The 13,598-nt window shown below is 65.7% G+C and carries 13 protein-coding genes; 7 read left to right on the top strand and 6 right to left on the bottom strand.

The window, feature by feature from the left end; translation table 11 throughout:
• The first annotated feature begins 218 nt into the window (after positions 1–218).
• Positions 219–1,418, top strand: a complete 1,200-nt coding sequence (locus tag H0S73_RS04160; RefSeq protein ID WP_181050972.1) for a multidrug effflux MFS transporter — start codon at positions 219–221, stop codon at positions 1,416–1,418.
• Here H0S73_RS04160 and H0S73_RS04155 read toward each other — a convergent pair.
• From H0S73_RS04155 to H0S73_RS04140, 4 genes are all read right to left on the bottom strand, one after another.
• Entirely contained in the window at positions 1,403–1,753 is a 351-nt protein-coding gene (locus tag H0S73_RS04155; protein ID WP_181050971.1) for a DUF1330 domain-containing protein, read from the bottom strand. The two genes, H0S73_RS04160 and H0S73_RS04155, sit on opposite strands and share 16 nt — an antisense overlap.
• A gap of 155 nt (positions 1,754–1,908) precedes the next feature.
• A complete protein-coding gene (locus H0S73_RS04150) occupies positions 1,909–4,044 on the bottom strand; it encodes a PBP1A family penicillin-binding protein (RefSeq protein ID WP_181050970.1) in 2,136 nt (711 codons plus the stop codon).
• 148 nt (positions 4,045–4,192) lie between these two features.
• Positions 4,193–5,668: a UdgX family uracil-DNA binding protein gene (locus tag H0S73_RS04145; RefSeq protein WP_246388719.1), complete on the bottom strand. Its 1,476-nt coding sequence runs from the start codon at positions 5,666–5,668 to the stop codon at positions 4,193–4,195.
• Between the two features lie 109 nt (positions 5,669–5,777).
• Complete coding sequence (locus H0S73_RS04140) at positions 5,778–6,992, bottom strand: putative DNA modification/repair radical SAM protein (RefSeq protein ID WP_181050969.1); 1,215 nt, start codon at positions 6,990–6,992, stop codon at positions 5,778–5,780.
• A 254-nt stretch (positions 6,993–7,246) separates the two neighbouring features.
• On the opposite strand from H0S73_RS04140, the gene H0S73_RS04135 reads away from it, so the two are divergent.
• Complete coding sequence (locus H0S73_RS04135; RefSeq protein WP_181050968.1) at positions 7,247–7,621, top strand: ComEA family DNA-binding protein; 375 nt, start codon at positions 7,247–7,249, stop codon at positions 7,619–7,621.
• 54 nt (positions 7,622–7,675) lie between these two features.
• Here H0S73_RS04135 and H0S73_RS04130 read toward each other — a convergent pair whose 3' ends face one another.
• A complete protein-coding gene (locus H0S73_RS04130) occupies positions 7,676–8,251 on the bottom strand; it encodes a PRC-barrel domain-containing protein (protein ID WP_181050967.1) in 576 nt (191 codons plus the stop codon).
• Between the two features lie 204 nt (positions 8,252–8,455).
• On the opposite strand from H0S73_RS04130, the gene H0S73_RS04125 reads away from it, so the two are divergent.
• Genes H0S73_RS04125 through H0S73_RS04115 form a run of 3 tightly spaced genes read left to right on the top strand, consistent with a single transcriptional unit; the run spans position 8,456 to position 11,337 of the window.
• Positions 8,456–9,001, top strand: a complete 546-nt coding sequence (locus H0S73_RS04125) for a TRAP transporter small permease (RefSeq protein WP_181050966.1) — start codon at positions 8,456–8,458, stop codon at positions 8,999–9,001.
• Between the two features lie 3 nt (positions 9,002–9,004).
• Positions 9,005–10,321, top strand: coding sequence for a TRAP transporter large permease (locus tag H0S73_RS04120; protein WP_181050965.1), 1,317 nt, complete (start codon positions 9,005–9,007; stop codon positions 10,319–10,321).
• 32 nt (positions 10,322–10,353) lie between these two features.
• Positions 10,354–11,337, top strand: coding sequence for a TRAP transporter substrate-binding protein (locus tag H0S73_RS04115; RefSeq protein WP_181050964.1), 984 nt, complete (start codon positions 10,354–10,356; stop codon positions 11,335–11,337).
• A gap of 248 nt (positions 11,338–11,585) precedes the next feature.
• Here the strand turns inward: H0S73_RS04115 and H0S73_RS04110 are convergent, their stop codons facing one another.
• Complete coding sequence (locus H0S73_RS04110) at positions 11,586–12,008, bottom strand: OsmC family protein (RefSeq protein WP_181050963.1); 423 nt, start codon at positions 12,006–12,008, stop codon at positions 11,586–11,588.
• Positions 12,009–12,228: 220 nt separating this feature from the next.
• Here H0S73_RS04110 and H0S73_RS04105 point away from each other — a divergent pair, with 220 nt between their 5' ends.
• Together H0S73_RS04105 and H0S73_RS04100 are read left to right on the top strand one after the other, a co-directional pair.
• A complete protein-coding gene (locus H0S73_RS04105) occupies positions 12,229–12,873 on the top strand; it encodes a DUF1345 domain-containing protein (RefSeq protein ID WP_181050962.1) in 645 nt (214 codons plus the stop codon).
• A gap of 151 nt (positions 12,874–13,024) precedes the next feature.
• Positions 13,025–13,579, top strand: a complete 555-nt coding sequence (locus H0S73_RS04100; protein WP_181050961.1) for a GNAT family N-acetyltransferase — start codon at positions 13,025–13,027, stop codon at positions 13,577–13,579.
• Positions 13,580–13,598: the final 19 nt, after the last annotated feature.

The following is a 13,598-nucleotide window of genomic DNA, read 5'->3' as shown; positions in this document are numbered from 1 at the left end:
GTCCACTTGCAAAAAGGCAATGTTTGAAAAAGCCATGTCATAACAAGGGATTCGGAGGTTTTGCCCCGATCCCCGGCTGCGCCTCGTCCAATCCGGATCTCTACCTCTGGATGCGCTCGGACAGGCTGATCGACGGATCCTTTCCCTTCGCATGACTTCGTGACAGCGGCTTCGTTCCGGGTTAGGTCGATCCTCCCCATTATGGCTGCCCCGATATCATGCTCAAACCCGATACGCTGGCTCTTACCGTCGTTCTGGCGCTTCTCACCGCGCTTGGGCCTCTTTCGACGGATATGTACCTGCCTTCGCTCCCGGCGATCGCGGCAGGGCTCAAGGCCAGTACGGGACAGACGCAGCTGACCCTGTCGGCCTTCCTGCTCGGCTTTGCGGCCGGGCAGTTCTTCTACGGGCCGATTTCCGACCGCATCGGGCGCAAGCCCGTGCTGCTCTTCGGGCTCGGGCTCTTCACGATGGCCAGCCTGATCTGCGCGCTCTCGCCCAATATCGAGACGCTGATCGGCGCCCGCTTCCTGCAGGCGCTCGGCGCCTCCGGCCCCATCGTGCTCGGACGCGCCATCGTGCGCGATTTCTACGAGGGGCCGCGCGCAGGCCGCGAGCTGTCGCGCATGGGCACGATCATGGGCGTGGTGCCGGCGGCGGCGCCCATTCTCGGCGGCGTGATCGAGCGCCTCACCGGTTGGCGCGTGACCTTCGGGGTCATGATCCTGTTCGGCATCGCGCTCGCCGCGACCATCCTGTGGCGCATGCCGGAGAGCATCCGCAAGAAATCGGACGTGCCGATCTCGTTCCCGGCGATCCTGCGCGGCTTCCGGCTTCTGCTCGGCCATGCCGGCTACCGGACCTATGTGGGCCTGTCCATGCTCACCTATGGCGGGCTCTTCGCCTTCATTTCCGGCTCGTCCTTCGTGCTGCAGAAGATCTATCGCCTGGACGAGCTGTCCTTCGCCTTCTCCTTCACCTTCGTGGTGGCGGGCTTCATGACCGGCACCATGCTGGCGCAGCGCCTCGTGGGCCGCTTCGGGCTCGACGGCACGATCCGGATCGGCGTGACATGCCTCGCGCTCGGCGGCGTCATCATGCTGGCCCTGGTGCTCGCGGGCGTTCCGTCGTCCTTGAGCATCAGCGCCCCCATGGCGCTCTACGGCGTGGGCGTCGGCCTCACCATGCCGCAATCCATGGCCTCGGCACTGATGCCCTTTCCGGACCGCGCCGGCGCGGCCTCGTCCCTGCTCGGCATCTGCCAGATGACCTTCGCGGCCATCGTGGGCATCCTGCTGGGACGCAACCTCGACGCCTCGGCGATCCCCCTGCCCGCCACCATCGCCACGACGGGCGTGCTGGCGCTCGCCCTGTTCCTGGCGTCGGGACGCGCCCGGGGCGATCAGCCCAAGGGCTGATCCGACAGAGGGAGCTTCGCGATCACGTCGGCGGCCCGATGGTCGGCGGAAACGCCGTCGATGAAGAAGACGTCGCCGCGCGAATTCCCGGTCCGCAGCGGCAAGATCCGCCGGTAGGCGGGGGAATCGTACCAGGCGCGGGCGCTGTCCCCGTCCGGGAACGCGATCACGATCAGGTCCCCCGACCAGGATCCCTCCACCACCGTGGCGGGTCCGCCGTGAATGATGAAGCGTCCCTCGAACGGCGCGAGGGTCTCGTCGATGCGGCGCAGATATTCGACGATATCGGGACCGACATTCACGTCGTGCAGATGGCCGATGGCATAGGTTGTCATGGCAGGCTCCTTCCTGAGTGGTGAAGGGAGCATGCCGGGGCCAGAGAGTGTTGGCGATTACGTGGCAGGTAATGGTTTATAGGGTTCTCGGACGCTTCCCGTCATTCCGGGGACATCCCGGAATGACCTGTCGCGAAGACGGGGACTCCATCGCCTCACAGCCCGAACAGCTTCTCGAAGAAGTTCTTCTCGCGGCTGGCGCGGCGCTGCGGAGCGGGCTGGGGCGCGATCCAGGCATTGTCGCCCGCGCCCGCCGTGGCATAGCGCGAATCCTGGCCCGCGCCGGCCACCGGCACATCGTTGCTCCGGAAGCGCTCGCTGCCCGGCAGCGGCACGGGCTGCTGGTCCTTCAGGGCGACCTTCATGAAGTTGTGCCAGACCTCGCTCGGCAGATTGCCGCCGCTGACCCGCTTGGTGAGCGCGCCGTCGTCGTTGCCGAGCCAGACGCCCGCCACGAGGCTTCCGGTGAAGCCCACGAACCAGGCATCCTTGTAGTCGTCGGTGGTCCCGGTCTTGCCGGCCATGAGCCAGCCGGGAACCTGCGCCGACCGCGCCGTGCCGACCACGAAGGTGTTGTGCATCATGTCGTTCATCATGGCGACCACGTTCGGATCGATGACGCGACCGAGCCCGCCCGAATTCGGGCGCTTGTAGATCAGCTTGCCGTCCGTGGTCTTCACCTGGGCGATCACGTAGGGAACGACGCCCATGCCGCCGTTGGCGAAGGGCGCGTAGGCGCTCACCAGTTCGAGCGGCGTGACCTCCGAGGTGCCCAGCGCGAGTGAGCCGTTGGCCTGGAGCGGCGAAGAGATGCCGAGCCGCTGCGCCGTCTGCGCCACGTTCTTCGGCCCGACCTCCATGTTGAGCTTGACCGCAATGGTGTTGAGCGAGAGCGCCAGGGCATCGCGCATGGCGATCGGCCCACGGTACTTGCGGTCGTAGTTCTTGGGGGCCCAGCCGCCGAAATTCACCGGCCCGTCCTCGAGGACCATGTCGGGCGTGTAGCCCCGCTCCACGGCCGTGAGATAGACGAAGGGCTTGAACGACGAACCGGGCTGGCGGCGGGCGGTCGTGGCCCGGTTGAACTGGCTCGTCTCGTAGTTGCGGCCGCCGACCAGCGCCCGGACGGCGCCGTCAGGCTGCAGGGCCACGAAGGCGCCCTGGCTCACGTTGAACTTCTGACCCTTGGCGTTGAGCTCCTCCACGAGGACGCGCTCGGCGGTCGCCTGCATGGTGGGCTCGATGGTGGTCGAGACCACGATGTCGGATTCCACGTTGCCGACGAAATCGTCGAGCACGTCCATCACGTAATCGGCCGCGTAATTGGCCGAGCCCGCGCCGTTCGGGCGCACGGGTTCGGCGGGCGCGCCGAGCGCCGTCTTGGTCATGCCCGGCGTGATGAAGCCGAGCTCGTTCATAGCCGCGATCACGAGTTCCGCGCGGGCCTGCGCCCGCTCGGGATTGCGGTTGGGGGCGAGGCGGGAGGGCGACTGAACGAGCCCTGCCAGCACGGCCGCTTCCGAGAGCGAGACGTTGCGGGCGGACTTGCCGTAATAGCGCTGGGAGGCGGCCTCGACGCCGTAGGCGCCGGCGCCGAAATAGACCCGGTTGAGATAAAGCTCGAGGATCTGGTCCTTCGAGTAGTTGCGCTCGAGCCAGAGCGCCAGGATCGCCTCCTGGATCTTGCGCGAGGCGGTGCGCTCCTGGGTCAGGAAGAGGTTCTTGGCGAGCTGCTGGGTCAGGGTCGAGCCGCCCTGCAGGCCTCCCTTATGGGCGAGGTTGCGGTAGACCGCGCGGGCGATGCCGACGGGATCGATGCCGAAATGGTCGTAGAAGCGCCGGTCCTCGATCGCCACGAAGGCCTTGGGCAGGTAGGGCGGGAGCTCTTTCAGCGAGACCGTGCGCCCGCCCGTCTCGCCGCGATTGGCCAGGAGCGAGCCGTCGCTCGCCATGATGGCGATGTTCGGCGGGCGCTTCGGCACCGTGAGCTGGTCGATGGGCGGCAGCTGCGAGGCGTAATAGGCCACCACGCCGCCGATTCCGATGACGCCCCAGAGGCAGAGCACCAGACCGGCATAGACGAGCTTGCTGAAAAGGGAGCGGCCGCCCTTGCGCTTGGATTTCTTGAGCTTGGCCGGACGGCGCGGCCCGCCGCTGCCGTTTGAAGAAGCCCGCCTGCGCGCCATCGTTCCCCCTGCCCGGTCCTCGGGCGAGAGGCGAAAGTCCAGCTCTCCCGCTTCCCCAGCGGTCGCATCGAAGACCGGCTCGCGCCGGTCGCGTCCGTTCGCCACCTCTTAAACCCCGCATCGATCTGGCCGGTATATCGTCCGGCCTTTCATGCTCTGGAGCACCCTAAATGTGGCGGTTTAAGGGGCGGTTAACGAGGATTAACGTCTTAACCACCGGATGTGCCGGGGCGTGGTATTCGTGCCACGAGCTCTATTCCGCGGCGAACGGCAGCTCTCCGGTTTCCAGGTCGGCCTTCGCGAGATCGTGAACGCGGCGCAGGTCGTTCAGGAACGCCTCGTAAGCCTCCCGCTTGGTCGCCTCGTCGGGCAGGCGCAGCAGATAGGACGGGTGCACGGTGACGTAGCCTTCATAAGGCCCGAACCGGGCCCGTCCGCGCGAGCGGGTGATCGGCGTCGCCTTTCCGGTCAGCGCCAGAAGAGCCGTCGCTCCGAGCGCCACCACAAGCTTGGGCTTCACCAGTTCGAGCTCCTTCATCAGCCAGGGCCGGTAATGCTTCACCTCGCCGGCCGTGGGCTTGGAATGGATGCGCCGGTGCCCGCGCTGCTCGAACTTGAAATGCTTCACCGCATTGGTGAGATAGGCCTGCTCGCGGTCGATGCCGGCCTCCTTCATGGCCTTGGTCAGGAGCTTGCCGGCGGGTCCGACGAAGGGGCGGCCCTGCAGATCCTCCTGGTCGCCCGGCTGCTCGCCGACGAAGACGATCTCGGCATGGGCCGGGCCCTCGCCGAACACCGCCTGGGTCGCGCCCAGCACGAGAGGACCGGCCTTGGCGATGATGGCGTTGAGGTCCTCCAGGCTCTTCGGCTCCTGATCCCACATGGCCTCAAGAGCACGCTCGGGGGTGCGTTTGGCGGGCATCGTCGCCTCCTGTTCGATCATCCGTTCAACGCGCCGGGAGGCGGTTTGGATCAAGCCGGGGATCGCCGCCGTCTCGGGCATGTTGCGCCAGTACTTCTTCGGCATCTCGGCCCGCATGGCGGTGGGGTTCACCCGGGCCGGGTTGAACACGCTTTCGTAATAGCCGCGCCAGCCTTCCTCGAAACTGTCCTCGGCGGGAGCCTCGTCGCGCTGTCCCGGCGGACCGAAGGTCAGGGCGCGGCGATCCCAGTGCATCGAGCCGACGGGCGTGAGGATCGTCCAGTCCATGGAGCGGAACCGGTCGACGAAGAAGGAAGCCGCCGCCTCCAGGATGAAGTGCTCGGGCTCGAACCAGGCGGCGAAACGCTCGAGGTCTTCGCCCGGCATCCGCCGAAAGCGCACGAAGGCATGCATCTTGTGCAGGTCGCGCCGCACGGACCGCGCCATCAGGTCGATGCGGTGAACGAGCGGGTCGCTCGCGACGTCGAGCAGGTCCCGCTCGCCGTTCAGCACCCGCCAGACCAGTTGATAGAGCAGCGCATAGCGCTCCGGGTCCCTGTGGCAGACCACATGCTCGATCAGCCGCGCGACGCCCTTCGGGATCGTGACCGGAGGCGCATCGCCCATCGCCTCCACGCCGAACAGACCCGGTGCGTCATCGACGGCGAAGACCACATGCTGCGGTGCTAGTTCCTCGGCGATCAGCCGCCGCAGCGCCTGGCGAAAACCATCGAGATCGGCGCCGGCTGAAAGAGTGATGCGATGGAGGTTCATGGGTTTGCTCTCGTCATCCTTGATGGAGCGCATCTTCCGCCGTCGTCACCGGCCTTGTGCCGGTGATCCCGATCCTTGAAGCGCCGCGCTTTTCCGTATCGAGATGGCCGGCACAGGGCCGGCCATGACGGGAGTGCCGCGCTCACCCGAACAGGCTCAACTGTTCCGGCTTCTCGACCAGCCGCTCGCGCAGGCCGGGGGAATCGAGTCTCGCTTTCGGGTGGTGGTCGGCCGTGATGAGGAAGGGCTTGGCGCGCTTCAGCCCCGAGGTGAGGCGGGCGACGTCCTCCAGGCGCAGCGTCGTGTGCTTTCGCGCCACCACGATCTTGTCCACGGCCCGCGCCCCCAGGCCCGGGACGCGCAGCAGCATCTCGCGCTCGGCCCGGTTCACGTCGACGGGAAAGCGGTGGCGGTTCTTCAGCGCCCAGGCGAGCTTCGGGTCGACCTCGAGGTCGAGCATGCCCTTGTCGGTCCCGACCGCGATCTCGTCCACGTCGAAGCCGTAATAGCGCAGCAGCCAATCGGCCTGGTACAGCCTGCTCTCGCGCATCAGCGGCGGCGATTTCAGGGGCAGGATGGCGCTCGAATCCGGAATCGGGCTGAAGGCGGAGTAATAGACGCGCTTCATGGCGTAATGGCCGTAGAGCTTGGCGGAGGTGCGCAGCACGTCCGCATCCGTGGTGTCGTCCGCGCCGACAATCATCTGCGTGGTCTGCCCGGCCGGCGAGAAATGGCGGCGCTCCTCGCGCGCCTCCTCGATGCGCTCGAACATCTGCGCCATGGCGGTCTCGATGGAGGCGCCGTCCTTCTCCGGCGCCAGCCGCTCCAGGCTCTTTTCCGTCGGCAGCTCGAGATTGATCGACAGCCGGTCGGCCCACAGGCCCGCCTCCTCGATGAGCCAGGGGCTCGCCTCGGGAATGGTCTTCAGGTGGATGTAGCCGCGGAAGCCGTGGTCGCGGCGCAGCTTCTTGGCCACGAGCAGCATCTGCTCCATGGTGTAGTCCGGCGAGCGGATGATGCCGGAGGAGAGGAACAGGCCCTCGATGTAGTTGCGCTTGTAGAACTCGACCGTGAGCGTCACCACCTCGTCGACCGAGAACTTCGCCCGCTTCACGTTGGACGAGCGCCGGTTCACGCAATAGGCGCAGTCGAACAGGCAGTAATTGGTGAGCAGGATCTTCAGCAGCGACACGCAGCGCCCGTCCGGCGTGTAGGCGTGGCAGATGCCGTTGCCGTCCGTCGAGCCCAGGCCTCCCGCGTCGGCCTTGCGCCTGGGCGCACCGGACGAGGAGCAGGAGGCATCGTATTTCGCCGCGTCCGCCAGGATGCGCAGCTTCTTGGCAAGCTTCTCGTCCATGGGTCTTTCGCAGAATTGTTCTTGATTTGTTCTAGCACGGGGATCGGCTGTTGGCGAGGCCTGGAGCAGAGGCGGGAGGTCGCATCGGATCCCGGCGCCGGGAAGAGGCTTGCGGGCGGCCCGACCCGGCCTTGCGATCCGCGTCCGAAAGGGTTCACAACGGGTCGCTCCGGCCTAACTGTGCTCTAATTCTCTCCTCTGATGATGCCGGGTGAAGGATTTCGGGAACAACCCGGCCGTCAAAGGAGGATACGATGCGCTTATCTCATCTCGGGGCCGTTCTCGCTCTCGGCTCCCTGCTCGCCTCGCCGGCTTTCGCGCAAACCGCCGCTCCGGGCACCGCCACCCCGGGCACGGCCGCGAAGCCGCCGATGACCGGCGCGGCCCCTTCGACCGGCGCCGCCAAGCCGATGCCGAGCACCACATCGTCCACCAGCGCGCTCATCGACATCAACAGCGCGTCCAAGGACGAACTCGACAAGCTGCCCCAGATCGGCGCGGCCCGGGCGGATGCGATCATCAAGGGCCGCCCCTATCGGGCCAAGAACGAGCTCGTCGACAAGAAGATCATTCCGCAGAACGCCTACGATGCGATCAAGGACCGGATCATCGCCCACCAGAAATCGTGAACCGCCACAAAAAAGGGGCCCGACGGGCCCCTTTTCTGCTCCGCTTGAAACGGATTAGCGGGCGTACTTGAACTCCGGAGCGGCCTTCAGCTGATCCTTGGTCATGTCCAGCATGGCATGATCGGGAGCAGACCGGTTCATGTTGTTGCCGGCGGACGTCGTGGTCGTGGTGGTGGTCGTCGAGCCGGCGGTCGAACCCGTCGTGGCCGGGGCATTGGTGGCGGTGCCGGTCGTGGTGTTCGACGCGGTCGCATTCGAGCGCGGCTCGTTGACGAACTTGATCTGGTCGAAAGGCACGGCGACGTCATGCTCGCCCATGCCGAGGAACCCGCCGACGCCGATCACAACGGCTTCGATCTTGCCGCTCTGATCCACGAGCAGCTCGCTGATGTCGCCGATCTTCTCGTTGTTGTTGTTGTAGACGTTCAGGCCTTCGATCTTCGAGGCGCGCCACTGGCCGGCCTTCTCCTGAGTCATCCAGTTGCCGCTGGACATGGACCCGCCCGACGTGGTGGTCGATGAAGCGGCATTCGGGCTGGTCGATGAACCGGCGGGCTGGTTCTGGGCGAGAGCCGGGGCCGACAGAAGAGCCGTTCCGAGAAGCGCCATCATGAGATGCTTTGAAGCCATTTATTCCTCCTGACTATCCGTGACGCACTGTCACGTCTCCATCACTCAACGGCGGAGCGGGAGTTTGGTTCTGTCGAGACGTTGGGCAGTTTCTCATGTTTTGCTCACCGCCTGAGCAGCGACTGGGCAAGGAACCGCTTGCTCGTTCGGAGAATGGTCCTAAACTCGGCCAAGCTTTCTCGCCGAGAATCCGAAACGGACCGCATGATCCGCACCTTGCTCGACGGCCTCTATCGTTTCGCCGGCTATCTCGCGGGCGTTTTCCTTCTCGCGATCTTCCTCCTGATGATGAGCCTGTCCCTGGGACGGGGGATCGGGGTCAACGTCCCGGCCGGTGACGATTTCGCCGCCTGGTCCATGGCCGCGATGGCCTTCCTGGGGCTCGCCTACACCTTCAGGTCCGGGGAGCTGATTCGCATCGGGCTCATCCTCGACCGCCTCCCCGCCGCCGGGAGGCGCGCGGTCGAGATCGTCTGCCTGGCCGCCGGATCCGCGATCATCGCGTTCTTTGCCTGGCATGCCGTGCAGATGACCTATGACAGCTGGCGCTTCAACGACATGTCCCAAGGAGTCCTGGCCGTGCCGCTCTGGATCCCGCAGCTCGGATACTCGCTCGGCCTGACGATTCTCGCCATCGCCTTCCTGGACGAGCTCGTTCATGGGCTGAGGGGAGGAGCGCCGCGCTACGAGAAGCCGCCGGCCGCCACGCCCGAGGAGATCGTCAATCGCGCAGCCGAGAGCGGGCTCTAGGCCATGGTCTCGGATCTCAGCCTCGTCGCCACCGCGGCCGTTCTCTTCGGCTTCCTCCTGGGTCTCCTGGCGCTCGGCGTATGGATCGGCGTCGCGCTGATCCTCGTCGGATTCGCGGCCATTCTCATGGTCACGACCGTGCCGGTCGGTCCGGTCCTCGCAACCACCGTCTGGGCGAGTTCCGCGTCCTGGACGCTCGCGGCCCTGCCGCTCTTCATCTGGATGGGCGAGATCCTGTTCCGCACGCGCCTGTCGGAACAGATGTTCATGGGACTGGCGCCCTGGCTGAACTGGCTTCCCGGCCGCCTGCTGCACGTGAACGTGGTGGGCTGCGGCGTCTTCGCGGCCGTGTCGGGATCGTCGGCCGCGACCTGCGCCACCGTGGGCAAGATCGCCCTGCCGGAACTCAAGAAGCGCGGCTACGACGACATGATGAGCCTGGGAAGCCTTGCCGGTTCCGGCACCCTCGGCCTCCTGATCCCGCCCTCCATTCCCATGGTGGTCTACGCCATCGCGGCGAACGTGTCCGTCATCCAGGTCTTCCTCGCGGGCTTCCTGCCGGGTCTCGTCGTGATGGCGCTCTATTCGGGCTACATCGTCCTGTGGTCGGCGCTCAACCCCGGCAAGTCGCCGCCGCCCGAGCCCCGGACGAGTCTCGCCTTCAAGCTCCGGAGCTCGGCGAAGCTTTTGCCCGTCCTCCTGCTGATCGCCGCCATCTTCTCCTCGCTGATCTTCGGCTGGGCCACGGCGACGGAATGCGCCGCCTGGGGCGTGACGGGCGCGCTCATCCTGGCCTGGTGGTCCGGCACCCTGACATGGACGACCTTCGTCGAGAGCCTGTTGAGCGCGACACGCCTGACGGTCACGATCATGCTGATCCTGGCCGGCGCCGCCTTCACCACCGCGGCCATGGCCTATACGGGCATCCCCGTGGCTCTGGCCTCCTGGGTCGAGTCGCTGCACCTGTCGCCCTACGTGCTGATCGCGGCCCTCACGGTCATGTACATCCTCCTGGGCTGCCTCATCGACGGCATCTCGATGATCGTCCTCACCACGGTGGTCGTGCTGCCCATGGTGAAGCAGGCGGGCTTCGACCTCGTCTGGTTCGGCGTGTTCCTCATCATCCTCGTGGAGATGGCCCAGATCACGCCGCCGGTGGGATTCAACCTCTTCGTGCTGCAGAACATGAGCGGACGGGACAGCTTCACCATCGCCCGGGCGGCCGTGCCGTTCTTCTTCCTGCTCGTTGCCGCCGTTGCCATCATCACGGCTTTTCCGGACATTGCGCTGTGGCTGCCGCGCACGGCCTTCCCGGAATAGATCTTTCCATAAGAACCAGAGGGAGAACGACGATGAAACACATGACACGCTTCGGACTGAGCCTCGCGGGAGCCCTGCTCCTGGCGGCGCCCGCGGTGGCGCAGACCAAGTGGAACCTGCCCGCCGCCTATCCGGCGGACAATTTCCATACCGAGAACCTGAACGCCTTCGCCAAGGATGTCGGCGACGCGACCGGCGGCAAGCTGCAGATCACGGTCCACGGCAATGCCTCGCTCTTCAAGGCGCCGGAGATCAAGCGCGCCGTGCAGACCGGGCAGGCCCAGGCCGGCGAGGTGCTGATGTCGCTGCACGAGAACGAGGATCCGGTCTACGGCCTCGACGTGGTGCCCTTCCTGGCCACGTCGTTCGACCAGGCGAAGAAGCTCTGGGACGTGCAGAAGCCGGCCATCGAGAAGAAGTTCGCCAGTCAGGGCCTGATGCTGCTGTTCGCGGTGCCGTGGCCGCCGCAGGGGATCTTCGCCAAGAAGGACATCAACACCGTCGAGGACCTGAAGGGCGTCAAGTGGCGCTCCTACAATCCCGGCACCGCCCGCATCGCCGAACTCGTCGGCGCGCAGCCCGTAACAGTGCAGGCCGCGGACCTGCCGCAGGCGCTCGCCACGGGCGTGGTCACCACCTTCATGACCTCGGGCGCCACCGGCTACGACTCGAAGGTGTGGGAATCCCTGTCTCACTTCTACGACACGCAGGCCTGGATCCCGAAGAACCTGACCTTCGTCAACAAGGCGGCCTTCGACGCCCTCGACAAGCCGACCCAGGAGGCCGTGCTGAAGGCCGCCAAGGCGGCCGAGGAGCGCGGCTGGAAGACGGCCCAGGAGAAGACCAAGTGGTACGTCGACCAGATGGCCGCGAAGGGCATGAAGATCCAGCCGCCGAGCCCCGCGCTCAAGGCGGGCCTGCAGAAGGTCGGCGAGCAGCTGACGCAGGACTGGCTGAAGAAGGCCGGCCCGGACGGGCAGGCCATCATCGACAGCTACAAGAAGGCGGTGATGTAAGACCGAATGTTGTCGGGGAGGCGTCATCCCGGGCGGCATGAGCCGATCCGGGATCGTCACCAGAAAAAGGCGCCGTTCTCATTCCGGGTTCCGCTCTGCGGCCCCGGGATGACGCATTTCTAGAGCATCGCGCGGAAAAGCGGATCCGGTTTTCACTGACGTGGCCCTCCGGGTCCGCCCGGAACGATGCTCTCATCAAAGAAGGAAGCATCGGACCCAAAAGCGGATCCGCTTTTGGGTCCGATGCTTTAAGCCAGGGTAAAGTCCATGGTGATTTCGGCGTTGAGCACCTTGGAGACCGGGCAGTTCTTCTCCGCCGCGCGGGCCAGTTCCTCGAACTTGGCGCGGTCGATGCCCGGCACATTGGCGTTGAGCGTCAGGGCCGACTTCCTGATCGCGAAGCCGCTGCCCTCCTGCTCGAGGGAGACGACCGCCTCGGTGGTGAGCTCGGTGGGCGTGAAGCCTGCACCCTGGAGCTGGAAGGCAAGGGCCATGGTGAAGCAGCCGGCATGGGCGGCGGCGATCAATTCCTCCGGGTTCGTGCCCTTCTCGTTTTCGAAACGGGTCTTGAAGGAATAGGGCGTCGACGACAGGACGCCGGAATCCGACGTGAGATGGCCGGTGCCATCCTTGCCGGTACCCTGCCAAACGGCTCTTGCCTTGCGGTTCATCGTAATCTCCTTTTGCGGATCGGATCAGAGCATCGGACCCAAAAGCGGATCCGCTTTTGGGTCCGATGCTCCACTCTTGGACGAGCGCATCGTTCGGGGTGGACCCGGAGGGCCACGTCAGTGAAAACCGGGTCCACCTTTTCCGCGCGATGCGCTAGTGATCTAGGACAGATGGCGTCAGGCTCCAGAGTCCCGGCCTCTTTCGAGTTGCGAGTTTGTGATGTCGATTATCAATCAGGTCCGCCTGCGCCCACGGCTCCTCGGAGCGACTCTCGTCGGCATTCTGGTCTTCGCGGTCCTGCCGTCCTCCTGGTCCGTCAGTTCGCGCGTGCTCGTGGCCTGGGATCTCGGTGTCGTGTTCTATCTCGCGCTGACGGGCGCCATGGCGGCGCGCTCCTCGACGGCCATGATGCAGAACCGCGCCGCCCGGGAGGACGAGGCCGCCGCCGTCGTGCTCGCCCTGATGCTCGCGGCGTCCGTCGCGAGCCTTGCCGCCATCGCGGTGGAGCTCGCCGGCATCCGCGACGGCGGGATCGGCGGACAAGGCTTCCGCCTCGCCATCGCGGGCATCACCATTCTCTGTTCGTGGTTTTTCGTGCACACGATCTACGCCATCCATTACGCCCACGAGTATTACGGCGACAAGGGCGAGCGGCAGGGCCTCGCCTTTCCGCACAAGGAGAAGCCCGATTACTGGGACTTCTTCTATTTCTCGTTCAATCTCGGGGCCGCCGCACAGACATCCGACGTGGTTATCGTGTCCAAGCGCATGCGGCGCCTGGCGCTCGCCCACACGATCCTGTCCTTCCTGTTCAACACCACGGTTCTCGCGCTCGCGGTGAACGTGGGGGCGGGACTGCTTTAGCCCCGTGGTTTTCAGGCCCGCAGGCCTTGCATGACCATGGCCGTTATGCAGAAATCGTCGCTGAAAGCGCGTGCTGCCAGCGATGGGGGCGGAGTTCACCGTGCCCGGCGGAACCGCTCACAGCGCGTGACAAGACCCACCGAACGAGCCAATGACCGCCATCTCCACGATTGCCGCTTCCATCCCGATCGTCGAAACCGAGCGCCTCGTCCTGCGGGGCCATCGGACGGAGGATTTCGCCGATTGCTTCACGCTTTGGACCGACCCGGACGTGACGCGGTTCATCGGCGGCAAGCCTTCCACGCAGGAAGAGGTCTGGGGACGGTTGCTGCGCTATGTGGGCCACTGGGCGATGCTCGGCTTCGGCTACTGGGTCATCACGGAAAAGGACACCGGCCGTTTCGTGGGCGAGGTCGGGTTCGCCGATTTCAGGCGCGAGATCGATCCCTCCCTCGACGGCATGCCGGAAATCGGCTGGGTAATCGCGCCCGCATGCCAGGGCAAGGGCTACGCCACCGAAGCCGCCCAGGCGGCGATCCGGTGGGGCGAGAAGCACTTCGGCCCCGTCCGCACGGCCTGCATCATCGCGCCGGAGAACGGAGCCTCGATCCGCGTGGCGGAACGATGCGGCTACCGGGAGTTCCGGCGCACCACCTACAAGGGGAACCCGACGGTCATGTTCGTGCGGGACAACGCGAAATCGTAAGTCACGCCTTGCCTCCGTC

The sequence above is a fragment of the Microvirga mediterraneensis genome (assembly GCF_013520865.1).
GTDB classification, from domain to species: Bacteria; Pseudomonadota; Alphaproteobacteria; order Rhizobiales; family Beijerinckiaceae; genus Microvirga; species Microvirga mediterraneensis.
Note: the sequence above shows the minus strand (reverse complement) of the source record. Positions and strands in the feature narration are given on the sequence as shown.

Excerpts from the sequence above, each read along its gene's own strand:
- H0S73_RS04120 (WP_181050965.1), top strand. The coding sequence starts at position 9,005 with ATGGTCTCGGATCTCAGCCTCGTCGCCACCGCGGCCGTTCTCTTCGGC.
- H0S73_RS04130 (WP_181050967.1), bottom strand. The coding sequence starts at position 8,251 with ATGGCTTCAAAGCATCTCATGATGGCGCTTCTCGGAACGGCTCTTCTG.
- H0S73_RS04160 (WP_181050972.1), top strand. The coding sequence starts at position 219 with ATGCTCAAACCCGATACGCTGGCTCTTACCGTCGTTCTGGCGCTTCTC.
- H0S73_RS04110 (WP_181050963.1), bottom strand. The coding sequence starts at position 12,008 with ATGAACCGCAAGGCAAGAGCCGTTTGGCAGGGTACCGGCAAGGATGGC.
- H0S73_RS04100 (WP_181050961.1), top strand. The coding sequence starts at position 13,025 with ATGACCGCCATCTCCACGATTGCCGCTTCCATCCCGATCGTCGAAACC.
- H0S73_RS04105 (WP_181050962.1), top strand. The coding sequence starts at position 12,229 with ATGTCGATTATCAATCAGGTCCGCCTGCGCCCACGGCTCCTCGGAGCG.
- H0S73_RS04145 (WP_246388719.1), bottom strand. The coding sequence starts at position 5,668 with ATGCGCTCCATCAAGGATGACGAGAGCAAACCCATGAACCTCCATCGC.
- H0S73_RS04115 (WP_181050964.1), top strand. The coding sequence starts at position 10,354 with ATGAAACACATGACACGCTTCGGACTGAGCCTCGCGGGAGCCCTGCTC.
- H0S73_RS04135 (WP_181050968.1), top strand. The coding sequence starts at position 7,247 with ATGCGCTTATCTCATCTCGGGGCCGTTCTCGCTCTCGGCTCCCTGCTC.
- H0S73_RS04125 (WP_181050966.1), top strand. The coding sequence starts at position 8,456 with ATGATCCGCACCTTGCTCGACGGCCTCTATCGTTTCGCCGGCTATCTC.
- H0S73_RS04140 (WP_181050969.1), bottom strand. The coding sequence starts at position 6,992 with ATGGACGAGAAGCTTGCCAAGAAGCTGCGCATCCTGGCGGACGCGGCG.
- H0S73_RS04155 (WP_181050971.1), bottom strand. The coding sequence starts at position 1,753 with ATGACAACCTATGCCATCGGCCATCTGCACGACGTGAATGTCGGTCCC.